The 20,490-nt window shown below is 65.7% G+C and carries 21 protein-coding genes; 11 read left to right on the forward strand and 10 right to left on the reverse strand.

Translation table 11 applies throughout. From position 1 onward, the window contains the following. Nucleotides 1-27 precede the first annotated feature (27 nt). Nucleotides 28-822 carry an IclR family transcriptional regulator gene (locus BLS74_RS19605; protein ID WP_093108823.1) on the forward strand — a complete coding sequence of 265 codons (795 nt, stop codon included), beginning with the start codon at nt 28-30 and terminating at the stop codon, nt 820-822. 18 nt (nt 823-840) lie between these two features. On the opposite strand, the gene BLS74_RS19610 is transcribed toward BLS74_RS19605, so the two are convergent. The 7 genes from BLS74_RS19610 to BLS74_RS19640 all read right to left on the reverse strand — a co-directional run bounded on the left by BLS74_RS19610 (nt 841) and on the right by BLS74_RS19640 (nt 9,934). After that, nucleotides 841-2,004, reverse strand: a complete 1,164-nt coding sequence (locus tag BLS74_RS19610; protein WP_093108824.1) for a serine hydrolase — start codon at nt 2,002-2,004, stop codon at nt 841-843. A 116-nt stretch (nt 2,005-2,120) separates the two neighbouring features. Beyond that, entirely contained in the window at nt 2,121-3,659 is a 1,539-nt protein-coding gene (locus BLS74_RS19615) for a 2-isopropylmalate synthase (protein WP_093108825.1), read from the reverse strand. Nucleotides 3,660-3,676: 17 nt separating this feature from the next. Beyond that, entirely contained in the window at nt 3,677-5,380 is a 1,704-nt protein-coding gene (gene leuA / locus BLS74_RS19620) for a 2-isopropylmalate synthase (RefSeq protein WP_093108826.1), read from the reverse strand. Nucleotides 5,381-5,560: 180 nt separating this feature from the next. Further along, complete coding sequence (gene pssA / locus BLS74_RS19625) at nt 5,561-6,385, reverse strand: CDP-diacylglycerol--serine O-phosphatidyltransferase (protein ID WP_093108827.1); 825 nt, start codon at nt 6,383-6,385, stop codon at nt 5,561-5,563. Nucleotides 6,386-6,474: 89 nt separating this feature from the next. Continuing rightward, nucleotides 6,475-7,491, reverse strand: coding sequence for a ketol-acid reductoisomerase (gene ilvC, locus BLS74_RS19630; protein WP_093108828.1), 1,017 nt, complete (start codon nt 7,489-7,491; stop codon nt 6,475-6,477). A gap of 47 nt (nt 7,492-7,538) precedes the next feature. After that, on the reverse strand, nt 7,539-8,030 hold the full coding sequence (gene ilvN, locus BLS74_RS19635; protein ID WP_093108829.1) for an acetolactate synthase small subunit: 492 nt from the start codon (nt 8,028-8,030) through the stop codon (nt 7,539-7,541). A gap of 128 nt (nt 8,031-8,158) precedes the next feature. Beyond that, a complete protein-coding gene (locus tag BLS74_RS19640; RefSeq protein WP_093108830.1) occupies nt 8,159-9,934 on the reverse strand; it encodes an acetolactate synthase 3 catalytic subunit in 1,776 nt (591 codons plus the stop codon). Between the two features lie 286 nt (nt 9,935-10,220). Here BLS74_RS19640 and BLS74_RS19645 point away from each other — a divergent pair, with 286 nt between their 5' ends. From BLS74_RS19645 to BLS74_RS19670, 6 genes are all read left to right on the forward strand, one after another. After that, nucleotides 10,221-10,787 (forward strand): RNA polymerase sigma factor, encoded by a 567-nt coding sequence (locus BLS74_RS19645; RefSeq protein WP_093108831.1) that lies wholly within the window; start codon nt 10,221-10,223, stop codon nt 10,785-10,787. Continuing rightward, a complete protein-coding gene (locus tag BLS74_RS19650) occupies nt 10,784-11,209 on the forward strand; it encodes a DUF3619 family protein (protein ID WP_093108832.1) in 426 nt (141 codons plus the stop codon). Before BLS74_RS19645 ends, BLS74_RS19650 begins: the two co-directional genes overlap by 4 nt. 100 nt (nt 11,210-11,309) lie before the next feature. Beyond that, complete coding sequence (locus BLS74_RS19655) at nt 11,310-12,035, forward strand: DUF3106 domain-containing protein (RefSeq protein ID WP_244503931.1); 726 nt, start codon at nt 11,310-11,312, stop codon at nt 12,033-12,035. A 12-nt stretch (nt 12,036-12,047) separates the two neighbouring features. Then, nucleotides 12,048-12,617, forward strand: coding sequence for an RDD family protein (locus tag BLS74_RS19660; protein WP_093108834.1), 570 nt, complete (start codon nt 12,048-12,050; stop codon nt 12,615-12,617). After that, a complete protein-coding gene (locus BLS74_RS19665; protein WP_093108835.1) occupies nt 12,614-13,012 on the forward strand; it encodes a diacylglycerol kinase in 399 nt (132 codons plus the stop codon). The genes BLS74_RS19660 and BLS74_RS19665 overlap by 4 nt, the downstream gene beginning before the upstream one ends. Nucleotides 13,013-13,052: 40 nt before the next feature. Next, a complete protein-coding gene (locus BLS74_RS19670) occupies nt 13,053-13,643 on the forward strand; it encodes an LOG family protein (protein ID WP_093108836.1) in 591 nt (196 codons plus the stop codon). A gap of 5 nt (nt 13,644-13,648) precedes the next feature. Here the strand turns inward: BLS74_RS19670 and BLS74_RS19675 are convergent, their stop codons facing one another. After that, nucleotides 13,649-13,987 carry a P-II family nitrogen regulator gene (locus tag BLS74_RS19675; protein WP_093108837.1) on the reverse strand — a complete coding sequence of 113 codons (339 nt, stop codon included), beginning with the start codon at nt 13,985-13,987 and terminating at the stop codon, nt 13,649-13,651. Between the two features lie 248 nt (nt 13,988-14,235). Here BLS74_RS19675 and BLS74_RS19680 point away from each other — a divergent pair, with 248 nt between their 5' ends. Together BLS74_RS19680 and BLS74_RS19685 are read left to right on the forward strand one after the other, a co-directional pair. Beyond that, nucleotides 14,236-15,171 (forward strand): DMT family transporter, encoded by a 936-nt coding sequence (locus BLS74_RS19680; protein ID WP_093108838.1) that lies wholly within the window; start codon nt 14,236-14,238, stop codon nt 15,169-15,171. Between the two features lie 10 nt (nt 15,172-15,181). Beyond that, nucleotides 15,182-16,411: a GNAT family N-acetyltransferase gene (locus BLS74_RS19685; protein WP_093108839.1), complete on the forward strand. Its 1,230-nt coding sequence runs from the start codon at nt 15,182-15,184 to the stop codon at nt 16,409-16,411. 25 nt (nt 16,412-16,436) lie between these two features. Here the strand turns inward: BLS74_RS19685 and BLS74_RS19690 are convergent, their stop codons facing one another. Next, entirely contained in the window at nt 16,437-17,372 is a 936-nt protein-coding gene (locus tag BLS74_RS19690) for a LysR family transcriptional regulator (RefSeq protein ID WP_093108840.1), read from the reverse strand. A gap of 114 nt (nt 17,373-17,486) precedes the next feature. On the opposite strand from BLS74_RS19690, the gene BLS74_RS19695 reads away from it, so the two are divergent. Beyond that, nucleotides 17,487-18,920, forward strand: coding sequence for a M20 family metallopeptidase (locus tag BLS74_RS19695; protein WP_093108841.1), 1,434 nt, complete (start codon nt 17,487-17,489; stop codon nt 18,918-18,920). After that, on the forward strand, nt 18,917-19,888 hold the full coding sequence (locus BLS74_RS19700) for a Bug family tripartite tricarboxylate transporter substrate binding protein (protein ID WP_093108842.1): 972 nt from the start codon (nt 18,917-18,919) through the stop codon (nt 19,886-19,888). Before BLS74_RS19695 ends, BLS74_RS19700 begins: the two co-directional genes overlap by 4 nt. A gap of 19 nt (nt 19,889-19,907) precedes the next feature. Here BLS74_RS19700 and ppa read toward each other — a convergent pair whose 3' ends face one another. Continuing rightward, complete coding sequence (gene ppa, locus BLS74_RS19705; RefSeq protein WP_093108843.1) at nt 19,908-20,435, reverse strand: inorganic diphosphatase; 528 nt, start codon at nt 20,433-20,435, stop codon at nt 19,908-19,910. Between the last annotated feature and the right edge of the window lie 55 nt (nt 20,436-20,490).

A 20,490-nucleotide genomic window follows, 5' to 3' on the forward strand; every position in this document is an offset into this window, starting at 1 on the left:
GGCAGCCGGTTCCACACCGCGTTGCCCATGAGAAAACACCAATCAGACGTTCCTGCCGTGCCCGTCATCCAAGTGATCGAGCGCATGTTCGCGCTGATCGACGTCTTGGCATCCCGGGAAGAAGCCATCTCTCTGAAGGAAATCAGCGAGAAGACGGGCTTGCACCCGTCCACCACCCATCGCATCCTGAACGACCTGGCGGTCGGCCGCTTCGTCGACCGGCCGGAGGCCGGCAGCTACCGGCTCGGCATGCGCCTGCTGGAGCTCGGGAACCTGGTCAAGGGTCGGCTCAACGTGCGCGATGCCGCGATGGCGCCGATGCGGGAACTGCACAAGCTCACGCAGCAGCCGGTGAACCTCAGCATGCGGCAGGGTGACGAGATCGTCTATATAGAGCGCGCCTACAGCGAGCGCTCGGGCATGCAGGTGGTGCGCGCCATCGGCGGCCGGGCGCCGCTGCACCTGACTTCCACCGGCAAGCTGTTCCTCGCGCTCGACGAACCCCAGCGGGTGCGCAGCTACGCCACGCGAACCGGCCTGGCCGGCCACACGCGCAACAGCATCACGCAGCTGCCGGCGCTGGAGCGCGAACTTTCCAAGGCGCGCCAGTACGGCATCGCCCGCGACAACGAGGAGCTCGAGCTCGGCGTGCGCTGCATGGCCGCAGGCATCTACGACGATCAGGGCAAGCTGGTTGCGGGGTTGTCGATCTCGGCGCCGGCAGACCGGCTCGACGACGGGTGGCTGCCGAAACTGCAGGCCACCGCCAACGAAATCTCGAACGCGCTCGGCTACAACGCGAACACGCCCGCTTCGGCCTGATCGCCAGGCCGGCGCGGCTCAGCCCGCAACGTGCGTTGCGACGGCCTGCTGCTGCGCAGCCGGATTCACCATGTTGTGGGTGGCTTCGACCCAGCGGCGAACGCGCTCGGCATCGCCGATGCGGCCGAACTTGCCGGCCGAGTCGAGGAACACCATGATCAGCTTGCGCCCGGCGATCTTGGTCTGCATCACGAGGCATTGGCCGGCTTCCGAGATGTAGCCGGTCTTCTGCACGCCGATGTCCCAGTCCGGATTCTTGACCAGGCGATTCGTGGTGTTGTACTGCAGCACGCGGCTGCCGACTTCGACCTGGTACTCGGGCGAGGTGGAGAGCTGGCGCACCGTGGCGTCGGCATAGGCGGCATTGACCAGCAGGGCCAGGTCTTGCGCACTCGACTGATTGCGGCTCGAGAGCCCGGTGGGCTCGACGTAGCGCGTGTCCTTCATGCCGAGCATCTTGGCCTTGGCGTTCATGACGCTCACGAAGGTGGCGAGGCCGCCCGGATAGGTGCGCCCGAGCGCGTGCGCCGCGCGGTTTTCGCTCGACATCAATGCCAGGTGCAGAAGTTCGCCGCGCGGCAGCGTGGTGCCGACCGTCAGGCGTGAACGGCTTCCTTTTTCGGTGTCGACGTCATCCTGGCTGATGGTGATCAGTTCGTCGGAAGGAAGGCGCGCCTCGCTGATGATCAACCCCGTCATGAGCTTGGTCAGCGAAGCGATGGGCAGCACTGCGTGGTCGTTCTTGCTGAAGAGCACTTCGCGCGTGTCTTGGTCGATCACCAGCGCGACGCTGGATTTCAGGTCGAGCGCATCTTCGGTGCTGTGCAGGCCGGCCAGCTGGCCGAAAGACTGCCGCGCCTCGACCACACGCACCACCGACCGCCGCTGCACCGCCACCACCGTCTTGCCGCCCCGCTTGCGGATCGAAGCCACCACGTTGCGCCCGCCGCTCACGACGCGGTCGGCCTTGTCGTCATCCTTGACGCTGTGTTTCGATGCCGACTTGGCGCTGCTGCGCTTGCTGTCGGCACTCACCTGCTGGCCCTTCTTGCCTGCCGGCGGCTTCTTGGCTGCCTCCGCTGCGGGCAGCAAAAACGCCGTGGCGCAGAGCGCGACGGCGATGAGGCGGAATGCAGGAAGAAACCGCTGGCTGGAAACTCGGCAGAAACGGGCTTCGGGCATCAAAAACTCTCCAGCGGGACGAATAGAAACCGCAGTGTATCCAAATCAAAAAAGGCACGCAATATCAGTTACTTGCATCCCTTTCTTCATTAGAACCAAAGGATCCGTCGCAAGAACTAACCTTGTGCCGCCACTCTCTCAGCTTGGCTCTGTAACTTGTTGAGCGCACTCAAATAAGCCTTGGCCGATGCCACCACGATGTCCGGATCGGCCCCCACGCCATTGACGACCCGGCCCGCATTCTGCAAACGCACCGTGACTTCGCCCTGACTCTCCGTCGATCCGCTGATGGCATTGACCGAATACAGCACCATCTCCGCCCCGCTCTTCACGTGGGCCTCGATGGCCTTCAGCGAAGCATCAACCGGGCCATTGCCATCCGACTCGCTCGTGACCTCCTTGCCATGCACCGTGAAAACGATTCGCGCCTGGGGCCGCTCGCCGGTTTCGCTGTGCTGCGACAAGGATACAAAACTAAACTGTTCCGCAACGTGCGAATGCTCCTCGGCGCTTACAAGTGCAAGGATATCTTCGTCAAATATTTCACTCTTTCGATCGGCGAGTTCTTTGAAGTGCGCGAACGCGGCGTTGATGTCGGCCTCGCTCTCCATCGTTACGCCGAGCTCCTGCAGGCGCTGCTTGAAGGCGTTGCGGCCGCTCAGCTTGCCGAGCACGATCTTGTTGGCGGTCCAGCCCACATCCTCGGCGCGCATGATCTCGTAAGTGTCGCGCGCCTTGAGCACGCCATCCTGGTGGATGCCCGACGCGTGCGCGAAGGCATTGGCGCCCACCACCGCCTTGTTGGGCTGCACCACGAAACCGGTGGTCTGGCTGACCATGCGGCTGGCGGCCAAGATGTGTCGGGTGTCGATGCCGAGATCGAGGCCGAAGTAGTCCTTTCGTGTCTTCACGGCCATCACGATCTCTTCGAGCGAGCAGTTGCCGGCACGCTCGCCAAGGCCGTTGATGGTGCACTCGACCTGCCGCGCGCCGCCGATCTTCACGCCCGCCAGCGAGTTGGCGACCGCCATGCCCAGGTCGTTGTGGCAGTGCACGGACCAGACGGCCTTGTCGCTGTTCGGGATGCGCTCGCGCAGTGTCTTGATGAAGTTGCCGTAGAGCTCCGGCACCGCGTAGCCGACGGTGTCGGGCACGTTGATGGTGGTCGCGCCCTCGTGGATGACGGCTTCCAGCACGCGGCACAGGAAGTCGACGTCGCTGCGGTAGCCGTCCTCCGGGCTGAACTCGACGTCGCCCACCAGGTTGCGCGCGAAACGCACGGCAAGCTTGGCCTGCTCGAACACTTCGTCGGGCGACATGCGCAGCTTCTTCTCCATGTGCAGCGGCGAGGTCGCGATGAAGGTGTGGATGCGGCCGCTGGCAGCGCCCTTCAGGGCTTCGGCCGCGCGCGAGATGTCGCGGTCGTTGGCCCGCGACAGGCCGCACACCGTCGACTCCTTGATCGCGTTGGCGATCGCCATCACGGCTTCGAAATCACCGTTCGAACTGGCCGGAAAGCCCGCCTCGATGACGTCGACCCGCAGGCGCTCGAGCTGGCGCGCGATGCGCAGTTTTTCGTCCTTGGTCATCGAGGCACCCGGCGACTGCTCGCCGTCGCGCAAGGTGGTGTCGAAAATGATGAGTTTGTCGGCCATCGTGGATCTCCTTCTTGTCAGGCGGCTTCAGCCATGGATTGTGCGCTGCGTGCGCCCTGTGCCCGGGCCCGCTCGAGGCCCGAAACGATCGCCTTGAGCGAAGCCGAGATGATGTTCGCGTCCATGCCGACGCCGAACAGGGTCTGCGCCTCGTCGACCCGCAGTTCGAGATAGGCCACCGCCTGCGCATCGGCCCCGGCACCGATCGCATGCTGGTGATAGTCGATCACGCGGATCGAGTGCCCGGTGGCGCCGGCCAAAGCATGGATGAAGGCATCGATGGGCCCGTTGCCGCGGCCTTCGATCTTTCGAGTTTCACCCTCCCACGGCAGGTCGGCGCGCAGCACCACGGACGCGTCGGCACCCTCGCCATGCTCTTCGAGCACGCGGTGCTGCGGGCCCGTCTCGCCCTGGATGCGGTACTCGCGCTCGAACAGCTGCCAGAGGTCGGCCGCCGTGAGCTCCTTTCCCGCAACGTCCATCACGCGCTGCACGGCCTGGCTGAACTCCATCTGCAGGCGACGCGGCAGTTCAAGCCCGTACTCGCTTTCGAGCAGGTAGGCGATGCCGCCCTTGCCCGACTGGCTGTTGACGCGGATCACGGCCTCGTAGCTGCGGCCCACGTCCTTGGGATCGATCGGCAGGTAAGGCATGTCCCAGATGTCGCCGTCCTTGCGCGCGGCGAAGGCCTTCTTGATCGCGTCCTGGTGCGAACCGGAAAAGGAGGTGTAGACCAGATCGCCCACGTACGGATGGCGCGGATGCACCGGCAATTGATTGCAATGCTCGACGGCCGTCCGGATCTCGTCGATGTTCGAGAAGTCGAGTCCGGGCGATACGCCTTGCGTGTAGAGGTTGAGCGCCACGTTCACCAGGTCGAGATTGCCGGTGCGCTCGCCGTTGCCGAACAGGCAGCCTTCGATCCGGTCTGCTCCCGCCATCAGCGCGAACTCGCCGGCCGCTGTGCCCGTGCCGCGGTCGTTGTGCGGATGCACCGACAGCACGATCGCATCGCGGCGTGCGAGGTGGCGGTGCATCCATTCGATCATGTCCGCGAAGATGTTCGGCGTCGAATGCTCGACCGTCGAAGGCAGGTTGACGATGCACTTGCGCTCGGGCGTCGGCGCCCAGACCTCGGTGACCGCATCCACCACCCGCTTGGAGAAAGCGAGGTCGGTGCCGGAGAACATTTCCGGCGAGTACTGGAAGGTCCAGTCGGTCGCCGGCTGCTTGGCGGCGAGCTCGTTGAACATGCGCGCATGCGTGGTCGCCAGCTCGACGATCTGCTCTTCGTCCATGCCGAGCACCACGCGGCGCATGACCGGCGCCACGGCGTTGTAGAGGTGCACGATCGCGCGCGGTGCGCCTTGCAGCGATTCGAAGGTGCGCTCGATCAGGTGGTCGCGCGCCTGCGTGAGCACCTGGATCGTCACATCGTCGGGAATGCGGTCTTCCTCGATCAGCTTGCGCACGAAATCGAACTCGACCTGCGAGGCCGAGGGAAAGCCGACCTCGATCTCCTTGAACCCGATCGCCACCAGCATCTCGAACATGCGCATCTTGCGAGCGATGTCCATCGGCTCCACCAGCGCCTGGTTACCGTCGCGCAGGTCGGTCGACAGCCAGATCGGAGCCTGGGTCAGCACGGCATCGGGCCAGGTGCGGTCCTTGAGGCCGATGGGTGCAAAGGCGCGGTACTTGCGGTCGGGTTGCTTCAACATCTGGTATTTCTCGCTTGGTTGGAGGATCAACCAGCAACCCCAAAACAAACGGCCCGTTGCTGGTGCGAACGGGCCGTGGTCAGGGATTTGCGCGTGCGCTACCGACTCCGCCCGTAGGGGATCAGTAGTAGGGCCAGCGAAATCTTGTTCATGGGAGCGGGGAATGTAGCACAGCCCGAATCACTTGTGCAGGCCGCGCTCGTCGGGCTCGTCGGTCGAGGTGCTGATCACGCTCACATGCTGGCCCTTCGCTTTGCGCCAGCCATAGACCGCGTAGCCACTCAATCCGTAGGCCACGAAGATGCCGAACAGCACCGTCGGCGGATGGATATTGACGACTGCGATGGCGAGCGCGATCAGCACGATCACGGCAAATGGCACGCTCTTCTTCACCTGGATATCCTTGAAGCTGTAGAACGGCGCGTTGGTCACCATCGACAGGCCCGCATAGAGCGTGAAGCCGAAGGTGATCCAGGTGATCTGATGCCAGGAGAGATACAGCACCTCGCCGCCGCGCTTGCCCCAGTCGGTCATGAGCCAGATGAAGCCGGCCACCAAGGCCGCCGCCGCCGGCGAGGGCAAGCCCTGGAACCAGCGCTTGTCGACCACGCCGGTGTTGACGTTGAAACGCGCCAAGCGCAAGGCCGCGCAGGCGCAGTAGACGAATGCCGCGATCCAGCCCCAGCGGCCGAGGCCCTTGAGTGACCATTCGTAGGCGATCAAGGCCGGCGCGGCGCCGAAGGACACCATGTCGGACAGCGAATCCATCTGTTCGCCGAAGGCGCTCTGGGTGTTGGTCATGCGCGCGACGCGGCCGTCGAGGCTGTCGAGGATCATGGCGGCGAACACACCGAGCGCCGCGAGATCGAAGCGCGCATTCATGGCCATCACCACCGAATAGAAGCCGCCGAAAAGCGCCGCCAGCGTGAACAGGTTCGGCAGGATGTAGATGCCCTTGCGGCGCTTGCGCGGCGCAACTTCGTCGGGGAGCGTGTCGTCATGCATGGATCGGTGGCAGTGTAGTTCAGCAGCTCGCGCGGCATCAAAGAAAAAGGGCCACCGCGCGGGTGGCCCTTGTCGAGGCGAAAGCCGGATCAGTTGCGGGTCTGGTCGACCAGCTTGTTCTTCTTGATCCAGGGCATCATCGCGCGCAGCTTCTCGCCGACCACCTCGATTTGATGCTCGGAATTCAGGCGACGGCGGCTGATCAGCGTGGGCGCACCGCCCGCGTTCTCCAGCACGAAGCTCTTGGCGTATTCGCCGGTCTGGATGTCCTTCAAGACCTGCTTCATGACCTTCTTGGTTTCGTCGGTCACGATGCGCGGACCCGTCACGTACTCGCCGTACTCGGCGTTGTTCGAGATCGAGTAGTTCATGTTGGCGATGCCGCCTTCATAGATCAGGTCGACGATCAGCTTCAGCTCGTGCAGGCACTCGAAGTAGGCCATCTCGGGCGCGTAACCGGCTTCCACCAGCGTCTCGAAACCGGCCTTGATCAACTCGACGGTACCGCCGCAGAGCACGGCCTGTTCGCCGAACAGATCGGTCTCGGTCTCTTCGCGGAAGTTGGTTTCGATGATGCCGGCCTTGCCGCCACCGTTGGCGGTGGCGTAGGACAGGGCCAGATCGCGCGCCTTGCCGGTCCTGTCGGCGTGCACCGCGATCAGGTGCGGCACGCCGCCGCCCTGGGTGTAGGTGCTGCGCACGGTGTGGCCGGGGGCCTTGGGGGCGACCATCCAGACGTCGAGGTCGGCGCGCGGCTGCACGAAGCCGTAGTGCACGTTGAAGCCGTGCGCGAACACGAGCGAAGCGCCCTGCTTGATGTTCGGAGCGACGTCGTTCTTGTAGACGTTGGCGATCTGCTCGTCGGGCAAGAGGATCATGACCACGTCGGCCGACTTCACGGCGTCCGCCACTTCGGCGACCTTGAGGCCGGCCTTCTCGACCTTGGGCCAGGAAGCGCCGCCCTTGCGCAGGCCGACGACGACCTTCACGCCGCTGTCGTTGAGGTTCTGCGCGTGCGCATGACCCTGGCTGCCGTAGCCGATGATCGCGACCGTCTTGCCCTTGATGAGGCTCAGATCGGCGTCCTTGTCGTAATAGACCTTCATGATGGTTGCTCCTTCGTAGATTCGGTGGATGTGAAACGGGCTTTGTGTCAGACGCGCAGGACGCGTTCGCCGCGGCCGATGCCGCTGGCGCCGGTGCGAACGGTTTCGAGAATGGCGCCGCGGTCGATGGCCTCGAGAAAGGCGTCGTTCTTGCCGTGGTCGCCGGTGAGCTCGATGGTGTAGCTCTTGTCGGTTACGTCGATGATGCGGCCGCGGAAGATTTCCGCCATGCGCATCATCTCTTCGCGCTCCTTGCCGACCGCGCGCACCTTCACCATCATGAGCTCGCGCTCGGTGTAGGCGCCTTCGGTCAGATCGACGACCTTGACGACTTCGATCAGGCGGTTCAGGTGCTTGGTGATCTGCTCGATCACGTCGTCGGAACCGGCCGTAACGATGGTCATGCGCGACAGGCTCGCGTCTTCAGTGGGCGCGACGGTCAGCGATTCGATGTTGTAGCCACGGGCCGAGAACAGGCCCACGACGCGGGAGAGTGCACCGGGCTCGTTTTCGAGCAGCACGGCAATGATGTGTTTCATGTCAGCAGGACTCCTCTTTTCGCCGCCCTCCCCCGCACACGGTAATGCGCAGGCTCGACGGACAATAGATTGATCCGAAAAAGTTAATGAAGGGGCCGGTCCGCATCGCGGATCGGCTTATCGTCTGTTTACAGGTCTTCCGAACCGAGGAGCATCTCGGTGATGCCCATGCCGGCCTTGACCATCGGGAACACGTTCTCGGTGGGGTCGGTGCGGAAATCCATGAACACGGTGCGGTCCTTGAGCTTGCGCGCCTCGCGCAGCGCGGGCTCCACGTCCTGCGGGCGTTCGATCAGCATGCCGACGTGGCCGTAGGCCTCGGCCAGTTTCACGAAATTGGGCAGCGCATCCATGTAGCTGTGGCTGTAGCGGCCCGAATACTCGATCTCCTGCCATTGCCGCACCATGCCGAGATAGCGGTTGTTGAGCGAGCAGATCTTGATCGGCGTGTTGTACTGCAGGCAGGTCGAGAGTTCCTGGATGCACATCTGCACCGAGCCTTCGCCCGTGATGCAGAACACTTCCGACTCGGGTTTGGCGAGCTTGATGCCCATCGCGTAGGGGATGCCCACGCCCATGGTGCCCAGGCCGCCCGAATTGATCCAGCGCCGCGGCTCGTCGAAGCGGTAGTACTGGGCGGCCCACATCTGGTGCTGGCCGACGTCCGAGGTGATGTACGTGTCGGCGTCCTTGGTCATGTTCCAGAGGGTCTCGACCACGTACTGCGGCTTGATCACGTCCTTGTTGCCGCGGTCGTACTTGAGGCAGTCCTTGCTGCGCCAGCCCTCGATGGTGTCCCACCAGCCGGAGAGCGCCGCCGCGTCAGGCTTGGTGTTGCTCTCCTTGATCATCGAGATCAGCTCGCTCAGCACATCCTTCACGTCGCCGACGATCGGGATGTCGACCCGGACGCGCTTCGAGATGCTCGACGGGTCGATGTCGATGTGGATGATCTTGCGTTCGTTCTGAGCGAAGTGCTTCGGATTGCCGATCACGCGGTCGTCGAAGCGCGCACCGACGGCCAGCAGCACGTCGCAGTTCTGCATCGCGTTGTTGGCTTCGATGGTGCCGTGCATGCCCAGCATGCCGAGGAATTTGCGGTCGCTCGCCGGATAGGCGCCGAGCCCCATCAGCGTATTGGTGACCGGGTAGCCGAGCATGTCGACCAGCGTGCGCAGCTCGTTCGTGGCGTTGCCGAGCAGCACGCCGCCGCCGGTGTAGATGTAGGGTCGCTTGGCGTTCAGCAGCAACTGCAGCGCTTTGCGGATCTGGCCGCCATGGCCTTTGCGCACCGGGTTGTAGGAGCGCATCTCGACCTTGTCGGGGTAGCCGTTGTAGCTGACCTTCTTGAAGGACACGTCCTTCGGCACGTCCACCACCACCGGGCCGGGACGGCCGCTGCGCGCGATGTGGAAGGCCTTTTTCATCGTCATGGCCAGATCCTTGGGATCCTTGACGAGGAAGTTGTGCTTGACGATCGGCCGCGTGATGCCCACGGTGTCGCATTCCTGGAATGCGTCGAGCCCGATCGCCGCCGTCGGCACCTGGCCCGAGATGATCACCATCGGGATGCTGTCCATGTAAGCAGTCGCAATACCCGTGACCGCATTGGTCAAGCCGGGCCCCGAGGTCACCAGCGCCACGCCGACGTCGCCAGTCGCGCGTGCGTAGCCGTCGGCGGCGTGGACTGCGGCCTGCTCGTGGCGCACCAGCACGTGCTGGATCGTGTCCTGTTTGTAGAACGCGTCGTAAATGTAGAGAACCGCGCCGCCGGGATAGCCCCAGACGTACTTCACGCCTTCGGCCTGCAGTGCCTTGACCAGCACTTCGGCGCCCATGAGTTCCTGCGTTTGACTGCCGGTGACGGCTGCTGCGGAAGCGAGTTCCGCCTTCGAGATTTCCATGATGAACCTTTGCGTTTTTTCGGGAACGAAAAACCTTGGGTGCTCCTTCGCAAGCTCTTGTGAAGCCGCGTCGAAACTTGAGGCCAAAGCCATGGGCGGACTTGTCGTACCGCCGGACCGTGACCCGTTTGCCTTTTGACTTGCAGCGCGGATTATGACACCGGACTGGCGGTCCCCGCGCGACGCATGGCTGCCACAGGGGCGCAGGCATAATCCGCGGCGACAAAAACCTCACGCGTCCCCGAGACACATCCCCACGCGGCGCCTTCCCGGCGCCAGACTCTCTTTGGCCACTGAACAAGAACTCTCCGATTTCCTGAAAAGCGTCGAACGCCGTGCTTTCAAGCGCTCGGTCTACCACGTGCGGGATGAGGAAGCGGCGCTCGACATCGTGCAGGACAGCATGATGAAGCTGGCCGAGCACTATGGCGACAAGCCGCCCAACGAGTTGCCGCTCCTGTTCCAGCGCATCCTCTCGAACTGCACCCTGGACTGGTTCCGCCGCCAGAAAACCCGCCGGGCGCTGTTCTCCAACCTGAGCGATTTCGAGGCGGTGGACGACAACGGCGACTTCGACCTGCTCGAACACTTCGTGATGCCGACGGACTCCCGGGAAAGCGAGAGCGCGGAGGACACCACCCGGCGGGCACAGATTTTTCATGCGATCGAGGAACAAATCGCCGCTTTGCCGGGTCGTCAACGTGAGGCCTTCCTGATGCGTTACTGGGAAGAAATGGACGTCGCCGAGACAGCCGCCGCCATGGGCTGTTCCGAAGGCAGCGTCAAGACCCACTGTTCGCGTGCTGTGCACGCCTTGAGCAAGGCGCTCAAGGCCAAGGGAATTTCGCTATGAGTACAACGTTTTCGCACACCCCTGAAGCGGCCGAGGAGGAATTCGGTCGCCGGGTGGCCGGTCGGCTTTCGGCCGGCAATCTCGAATTGCCGCACGAAATCGGTGAACGCCTGCGCGCCGCCCGCATGCAGGCCGTTGGGCGACGCAAAGTGGTGCGGCAGCTCCGTACGGCACCGGCGGTCGTGGCTAAAGGCGGCACGGCGACGCTCGGGGCCGGCTGGTGGACGCGCATCGGCTCGGTCGTCCCGCTGATCGCCCTCGTGGCGGGCCTCCTGGTCATCAGCGCGATGCAAGACGACAACCGCGCCAACGAGTTGGCAGAGCTCGATTCGGCCCTGCTGACCGACGATCTGCCACCCGCCGCTTACACGGATCCCGGTTTTGCCCAGTTTCTGAAGACCGAGGCCCTGTCCGAGCGCTGATCGCCTGCCCCGCATGCCGTATCACCCTCTCTCCTGCTCGAAAGCGCTCCCCCTGCTGCGCCCGATCCCGTCGGGCGCAGTCGCCTGGGTGGGCGCCGCCTTGCTGCTCGCGGCCTCGGGCTTCGCTGCGCTCCCAGTCAAGGCGCAGGTCAAGGAAACACCGCCGGTAGCCTCGATGCCGGCCGCGAAACAAGTCGTCTCCAAGCCGCTGTGGCGCGACCTCACCGCTCGCCAGCAGCGCGCCCTGGAGCCGCTGGCCCCCCACTGGGACGGCCTGACCGAGCCCCACAAGCGCAAATGGCTGGCCTTGTCGCGCAACTACGCCGCGCTGCCACCCGCCGACCAGGAGATTCTGCACAGCCGCATGATCGAATGGGCCGCACTGACCAACCACCAGCGAACGCAGGCAAGGTTCAATTTCGCCGAGGTCAAGCAGGTTCCGGTCGACGAGCGAAAGGCGAAGTGGGAGGCCTATCAGGCGCTCAGCGAGGAAGAAAAACGCAAGCTGGCCGAGCGCGCCACGCCCCGGCCGGGCGCCGCCGCGACGTTCCGGCCGGTGTCGCCCCAGAAGCTCGCGCCGCTTCCCGCAGTCGCGCCCGACGGCCAGCACACGCCGCGAATCCAGCTGGCGCCGTCCACGCCGTTGCCGGTGCGTCCGCTGCTCGTGGCTCCGGCGCCGCGTCCTGCTCCGGCAGCGGATCCTGCCTTTCCGCCCGTTTCGGCCGAAGCCCAGATCCCGCCTCCTTCCTCGACGCCCTCGACCGAAACATCCGCCTCTGCCGCGCCGCCGGTGCGCGTCACCGAGCAACCTTCCTCCGCGCCCTGACTCAAGGTGTCGATGGCTTCCAGTTCTCCCGAGGGGTCCGGCCCCGGCCGACCGCGTCTCGCCGAAACACCCGCACCGATCGCACCCACCGCCCTGATCGCGCCCAGCCTGTGGCGCCGCATGGCCTGCTGGCTCTACGAGGGCATGCTGCTCTTCGCCGTCGTGTTCGTCGCCGGCTGGCTGTTCAGCACCCTCGGCCAGATGCGTGATGCGATGGATTCGCGCCGGCACCTGCTGCAGGCCTTCCTGTTCGTCGTGTTCGGCGTCTATTTCGTGTGGTTCTGGTCCAAAGGCCAGACGCTGGCCATGAAAACCTGGGGCATCCGCGTGGTGGACCGGCTCGGCCGACCGCTCACGCAGGGCCGCGCGCTGCTGCGCTACCTCTTGAGCTGGGTCTGGTTCCTGCCGCCGCTCGCCGCCATCGCACCCTTCGACCTCGGCGGCGGCGAATCTTCCGTACTGATCTTTGGCTGGGTTATCGTCTGGGCCTTGCTCGCGCGCTTCCACCCCGAGCGCCAGTTCTGGCACGATGCCTGGGCCGGTACCCGCCTGATTCCCTCCAAGCCTCTCAGCCGCAGATGAGCGCCAACATCAACGACCCCGTCAATCCGCAGAAGTCGCGACGCGGCCTGGACCGCATCTGGCATGCCACCCTGATCTCGCTCGACGGCTTCCGCGCCGGCTGGGGCGAAGCCGCGTTCCGCCAGGAAGTCCTGTGCGCCATCGTCATGCTGCCGGCTGCGTTCTGGGTCGGCCACAGCTGGGTCGAGGTGTCGCTGCTTGCCGCGACCGTGATCCTGGTGCTGATCGTCGAGCTGCTCAACACCGGCATCGAAGCCGCCATCAACCGCGTGGGCCCGGAATGGCACTCCTTTTCCAAGAACGCCAAGGACCTGGGCAGCGCCGCGGTGCTGCTGTCGATCGTCCTGTGCTGCGGCGTCTGGGCAGCCGCGTTGTGGCAACGTTTCGCGACCTGAATGCAAGCTGAGCGTCATCCGATCGCGGCATGATCGGGGGATGACTCCTCGTTTCTCGATTTGTGTTTATTGCGGCTCGCGCCCCGGCGAGCGGACCGAGTTCGCGGCCGTGGCCCAGGCGGTCGGCCGCTGGATCGGCGAACGCGGCGGCCAACTGGTCTATGGCGGCGGCCGCACCGGCCTGATGGGCACGGTGGCGGAGGCCACGCGCACGGCGGGCGGCCGGGTGGTGGGCATCATTCCGAAGGCCCTGGTCGACAAGGAGCTCGCCAACCCACTGTGCGACGAGCTGCACGTCGTCGACACCATGCACGAGCGCAAGGCCATGATGGGCGAACGCGCCGACGCCTTCATCGCCCTGCCGGGCGGCATCGGCACGTTCGAGGAACTGTTCGAGATCTGGACTTGGCGCCAGCTCGGCTACCACGACAAGCCGGTCGGCATCCTGAACGTTGCGGGCTATTACGCCGGCCTGCTCGAATTTCTTGCCCACAGCGTGCGCGAGGGCTTCATGGGCGAATGGCAGATGGGGTTGATACGAGCGGGCGGCGAAGCCCCGGCCCTGCTCGAAGCCCTGGTCGAGGAAGCGGGCCGCCATCCGCGTGGCGACAAGCTCGCCGAGATGCTCTGAGCGCCCTAGACGGCGGCTTCGTCCTCTTCGCCGGTGCGGATGCGTACCACGCGCTCCACATTGGTCACGAAGATCTTGCCGTCGCCGATCTTGCCCGTGCGGGCGGCGCTCACGATTGCGTCGACACAACGTTCGACATCGACCTCGTTGACCACCACTTCGACCTTCATCTTCGGCAGGAAGTCGACCACGTACTCCGCACCACGGTAGAGCTCGGTGTGCCCCTTCTGTCGGCCGAAGCCCTTGACCTCGGTCACGGTGAGCCCGGTGACGCCAACCTCGGCCAGGGCCTCGCGCACGTCGTCGAGCTTGAACGGTTTGACGATGGCGGTGATTTGCTTCATACGGTCTCTCTTCCGGCGGTTTCGTTGAACTTGCTGGTAGGGTAGCGCCAATCCGTAACCCGCAGCGACGATCTCGTCGATGCTCTCGGCGTCCTGCATGTAGCGTGCCAGGATGCCGTCGCATCGGCCGTCTTCGCGAGTGGCCGGCGAGGCCTCCCGCTGCGAAATTATGTCATTCGCCTTCGGAAGCCATGGCTTGTCGAACGCATTCCACGCCCGGCGACTGGGACTGATACGCTCGGCGCTCGATGCGCTCAGGTTCTTCCGCCGGCTTTTTCGGCTCCTTCCTTCCCTGGCTCCAGGGCCAAGCCTACCCGCTGCTGGTATTCACCACGCTGATCTGGGGCGCCAACGCGGTGGCCGCCCGGCTCGCGGTGGGCGAGGTGTCGCCCATGATGCTGACCTTCTCACGCTGGATCGTCTGCTGCATCGCGCTGGGCCTCAGTTCGCGCCGCCAGATCGCGGCCCACTGGCGCAGCCTGCTGCCCTCGTGGCGCTACATCACCCTCATGGGCACGGCGGGTTTCACCGGCTTCAATGCGCTGTTCTACGCCGCCGCCCATCACACGACGGCGATCAACATCGCGATCATCCAAGGCACCATCCCGGTGCTCGTGCTGGTGGGCAGCCTGTTCTTCTTCCGTACCCGGATCAGCTGGCTGCAGCTCGCAGGCGTGGTGCTCACCATCGCGGGCATCGCCATGGTGGCTTCGCGCGGCCAACTGGCCTTGCTCGCGGACCTGGCCTTCAACATCGGCGACGTCTGGATGATCATCGCCAGCCTGCTCTATGCCGGCTACGCGCTTGGCCTGCGCCGCCGCCCGCAAGTGCCGGCCATCGTGTTCTTCGCCGCCACGGCGGCAGTGGCCTGTCTCGTCTCGGTGCCGCTGGTCGCGGCAGAAATCGCGATGGGCGACTTCTTCATGCCGACGCCGAAGGGCGTGGCGCTGATCCTCTTCATCGGACTTCTGCCCTCCTTCATTTCGCAGATCAGCTTCATCCACGTAGTCGGCCTGATCGGTCCCGCGCGGGCCGGCGTCTTCCTCAACCTGGTGCCGATCTTCGGGCCGCTGCTGGCCGTCCTCGTGCTGGGCGAGGCGCTGTCGACCTATCACGCGGTGGCGCTGGCCCTGGTGCTCGGCGGCATCTACATTGCCGAAACCCTGGGCACACGCAAGCGTTGACGAGGCTCCTTTGACCAACCCTGTCATCCGCATTCACGGCGCGGCATCCGAGATCGATGCCGCGGCCTGGGACGACTTGCTGGCCACGCAGGCCGCGCCCTCCCCCTTCATGCGCCATGCCTACCTGGACGCCTTGCACCAGAGCGCCAGCGCCTCGGCCCGCAGCGGCTGGACGCCCCGCTTCGTCACGCTGTGGCGCGGACGGCAGCTGGCGGCCGCCTGCCCGCTCTACATCAAAGCGCATTCCTACGGCGAGTACGTGTTCGACTGGGCATGGGCCAATGCCTATGAGCAGCACGGGCTGGCCTACTATCCGAAGGCGGTCGTTGCCGTGCCCTTCACGCCGGTGCCGGGTGCGCGCCTGCTCGCGCGCGACGCCGGCAGCCGCGCCCTGCTGGTGCAGGCGCTCGTGGCTTGGTGCAAGGAAGAGGAGCTCTCGTCGCTGCACCTGTTGTTCGCCGCCGACGAGGACATCGCCGCCTGCGCCGATGCGGGCCTGATGCTCAGGCACACCGTCCAGTTCCACTGGAACAACATAGCCCCCACGCTCGGCACCGGCGTGTCCTCGCTGCCCCCCGAGGGGGCGCGTTCCGCCTTGGGGCGGCCCGGCGGCGAAACCGGCTGGAAGGATTTCGACGCCTTCCTCGCCAGCCTCTCGCACGACAAGCGCAAGAAGATCCGGCAGGAGCGCCGCAAGGTGCACGATGCCGGCGTGAGCTTCCGCTGGTCGCGCGGCGCCGACATCAGCGACGCCGACTGGGACTTCTTCTACCGCTGCTATGCCCGCACCTACCGCGAGCACGGCAACCCGCCCTACCTGAGCCGCGACTTCTTCCACCGCATGGCCACGAAGCTGCCCGAAGCCTGGCTGCTCTTCGTCGCCGAGCGCGGGGGCCAGGCCATCGCCAGCAGCTTGATCGCGCTTTCGGACGATGCCTCGGTCGCCTACGGCCGCTACTGGGGCGCGCTCGAGCGCGTGGATTGCCTGCACTTCGAGGCCTGCTACTACCAGCCGCTCGCCTGGTGCATCGAACACGGCGTGCAGCGCTTCGAAGGCGGCGCGCAGGGCGAGCACAAGATGGCGCGCGCGCTGCTGCCCGTGAAGACCACCAGCGCGCACTGGCTCGCCCATCCGGCCTTCGCCGACGCCGTGGAACGATTTCTCGAGCGCGAGGGCGAGGGCATCGAGAACTACATCGACCATCTCGGCGAACGCAGCCCGTTCCGCCATGCCGAATGAGTGCCGAGAGAACGGCCACTGCTATCTACATCTTCCGCGCTCGGCCCAGTCTGCGCCTGCCGCCGCCGGCGATGGCCGCGACCAGCTGCTGCACGAGCGCCCGCGCGAGCGGCGACAGCGTGCGGCCGTCGAGCGACAGCACCTGCAGGCGACGCTGGTGCATCTGCGGCTCCACGAAGGGCCGTGCAACCAGCGTGCCGTTCTCGATCAGGTGAACGGCCGTGAGATGGCCGGAGAGGACGATATCGGGCGCGCGCACCAGCGGCAGCAGCACCGATGAGAAATTGCTGACGAAGGCGGGCTCGTAGCTGAGCCCCTGCACGCTGCAACTCAGGTCGAACAACTGCCGCGCGGTGACGCCCTTGCTGCCCACGGCCAGCGGATGGCGCACCACCTCGGCCACGCTGACGGCGCGCTGGCGCGCCAGCGGATGGTCCGGGGACATCAGCGCGTACACCGGCGCGGGCGCCGAGTGCTCGATGCGGAAACCGCGCTCGGGCGCAACCGCGTACTTGAGTGCGATGTCCGCTTCGCCGCGCCCCAGCAAGGCACTGACTTCGTCAGGCGCACCCACATGGAGCTGCAACTGGCTTTGCACATGCGACGCACGAAAGCGGCGCATCACCTCGGGCATGAAACCCACCGCGAAGCCCTCGGTGCAAGCCACGCGGACGCGGCCCGCTTCCCGGCCGCCGATGCCGCGCACCTGCTCGACCACCTGCTCGGTGTCGGCCAGCGTCGTTCGCAGATGGGCGGCCAGGCGCTCGCCGGCCTGCGTGAGCGCCATGCCTCGCGCCTTGCGCTCGAACAGCGCGGTCCCCAGCGAATCCTCGAGCTTCGCGATCTGCCGGCTCACGGCGGACGACGCGACATAAAGCCGGGCCGCGGCCTGGCTGACCGACCCGTGCAGCGCCACCTCCATGAAGTAGCGCATCGGGATGCTGAGGATCGAGGGTGTCATTGGCGTGTTCTCGAGCGTTGCCTTGAAGGCAATGGTAGCTTGCCAATTCGGTGGTTCACGCAATGCTCTTTAGGCCTTTTACTTGCATCCTCGCCATCACACGCATCCACGACCATGCAACGCAACGACTGTCTCTCCGCTGCCGCCGCCTACTTCGACGACGGCCGCTTCCTGGCCGACCTGCGGCGGCGCATCGCATTCCGAACCGAGAGCGACACCGGCGCCACGACGCCCGCGCTCGGCGCCTACCTGCGCGAGGAGATGAGCGCACCGCTCACGCGGCTCGGCTTCGCCTGCGAGCTGATCGACAACCCGGCGCCCAGCGGCGGACCCTTCCTGATTGCGCGCCGCATCGAGGGCGCCGAGCTCCCCACCGTGCTGACCTACGGCCATGGCGACGTCGTCAGCGGCCAGGACGCGCAATGGCGCGAAGGCCTCGGGCCGTGGACGCTGACGATCGAGGGCGAGCGCTGGTACGGACGCGGCACGGCCGACAACAAGGGGCAGCACACCATCAACCTCGGCGCGCTCGCACAGGTGCTGCGGGCACGCAACGGCCGGCTGGGCTACAACGTGACGCTGCTGCTCGAGATGGGCGAGGAGGCCGCGTCGCCCGGCCTGCATGAGGTCTGCAGGCAGCAGGCCGACAAGCTGCGCGCCGATCTGCTGATCGCCTGCGACGGGCCGCGCGTGAACGCCCGGCGCCCGACGCTGTTCCTCGGTTCGCGCGGCGCGGTCAACTTCAGCCTGCGGTTGCGCGCCCGGCCGCGCGGCTATCACTCCGGCAATTGGGGCGGCGTGCTCGCCAACCCGGCCACGGTGCTGAGCCATGCGGTGGCGACGCTGGTGGATGCCAAGGGCCGCATCCTGGTCGACGCGCTTCGGCCGCGAAGCATCCCGGACGCGGTACACGAAGCCCTGGCGGCCATCGAGATCGGCGGCGGCGCGGACGACCCCGCGCTGGATGGCGGCTGGGGCGAGCCCGGCCTGAACCCGGCCGAGCGGCTGATGGCCTGGAACACCATCGAGGTGCTCGCGCTCGGCGCGGGCTCGCCGCAGCGGCCGGTCAATGCGATCCCCGGTGAAGCGGTGGCGCATTGCCAGCTGCGCTTCGTGGTGGGCACGCCCTGGCGCGAGCTCGCGTCGATCGTGCGTGCCCATCTCGACGCACATGGATTCGGGCAGGTCGAGGTGCAGGTCACGCTCGAAGGCGCCGCGACCCGTCTGGACCTCGACAACCCCTGGGTCGGCTGGGCCCAGCGCTCCATCGAGGCGAGCACGGGCCAGCGCCCCGACCTTCTGCCGAACCTCGCCGGCTCTTTGCCCAACGATGTCTTCGCCGACCTGCTGGGCCTGCCGACCTTGTGGGTGCCCCACTCCTACCCGGCCTGTGCACAGCATGCGCCCAACGAACACCTGCTTGCGCCACTCGCCCGCGAGGGCCTGCAGATCATGGCCGGCCTGTACTGGGATCTCGGCGATGCCGCCGCGAACACACCCTGGCAGGCTGGATCGATCGCTGCAACTTCCCATCAGAAAGCCGCATGAAGCAACTCGCCCAACTCCTTGCCGCCATCGCCTTCACCGCCGCTGCCGGCCTCGCGCAGGCCGCCGATGCCTGGCCTGCCAAGACCATCAAGCTGGTCGTGCCCTTCCCGCCCGGTGGCGGCACCGACATCGTGGCGCGCGCGCTGGGTCAGAAGCTGGCCGATCGGCTCGGCCAGCCGGTCGTCGTCGACAACAAGCCCGGCGCAGCGACCATCATCGGCGCCGACGCGGTCGCCAAGGCGCAGCCTGACGGCTACACGCTGCTGGTCTCGGGTTCTTCCACCTACAGCGTGAATGCAGCGCTGCGTGCGCGACTGCCCTACGACCCGCTGAAGGACCTGGCGCCGGTGGCGATCATCGCGAAAGCGCCGCTGGTGCTGGTGGTCAATGCGGCCTCGCCCTGGCACAGCGTGGCGGCACTCGCCGCTGCGGCCAAGGCCAAGCCCCAGGGCATCCGCTACGCCACCTTCGGCAGCGGCTCCGGCCCGCATCTGGCCGGCGAAATGTTCGCGATGGCAGCGGGCGTGAAGCTGCAGGACGTGCCTTACAAGGGCAGCAGCCAGAGCGCGATCGCATTGATCGGCGGCGAGATCGAGATGGGCATCGACACCGTGGCCGCCGTCGCGCCGCATGTGCGCTCGGGCAAGCTGCGCGCATTGGCCGTCGTGGGTACGACGCGTTCCAGCATGCTGCCGGACGTGCTCACCATGGCCGAGCTCAAGATGCCCGACGCCACCTTCGACGCCTGGTACGGATTGGCTGCGCCGGCCGGCACCCCAGCACCGGTGATCCAGAGGCTGGCGGCCGAGGTAAGCGCCACGATGGCTGACAAGGCGATTCAGGACCAGCTGCGCGCACAGGGCATGGAGCCCGTGATGATCGGCGCGGCCCCTTTCCGGAGCCTGATGGAATCGGAGATTTCGCGCTATCGCGCGCTGGCGCATCGGGCGGGGATCGCCGCCGAATGAGCGGCGGCCCTGCTCGCTCCTACTTCTTGTAGTTGGCGATGCCGTCCATGATTTCCTTCTTGGCGGCGTCGATGCCTTCCCAGCCCAGCACCTTGACCCACTTGCCGGCTTCCAGGTCCTTGTAGTGCTCGAAGAAGTGCGTGATGGCCTTCAGGCGCATCGGGTTCACGTCTTCGACCTTCTTCCAGTGGCTGTAGATCGGCAGCACCTTGTCGGTGGGCACGGCAAGCACCTTGCCGTCGACGCCGGCCTCGTCCTCCATCATCAGGATGCCGATCGGGCGGCACGGCACCACCACGCCGGGCACCAGCGCCCAGGGGGTGATGACCAGCACGTCGACCGGATCGCCGTCGCCCGAGAGCGTCTGCGGCACGTAGCCGTAGTTGGTCGGGTAGTGCATCGCGGTCGTCATGAAGCGGTCGACGAAGATCGCGCCGGATTCCTTGTCGACTTCGTACTTGATCGGGTCGGCGTTCATCGGGATTTCGATGACGACGTTGAAGGCTTCGGGGGCGTCTTTGCCGGGGGAAACTTGGCCGAGGGACATAGGTCTGTCTTGGAGTAGTTGAAAGTGTTCGCGGGATGCGGACAAACCCGAAGTT

Origin of the sequence: Variovorax sp. CF079, assembly GCF_900101545.1 — a bacterium.
Classification (GTDB): domain Bacteria; phylum Pseudomonadota; class Gammaproteobacteria; order Burkholderiales; family Burkholderiaceae_C; genus Variovorax.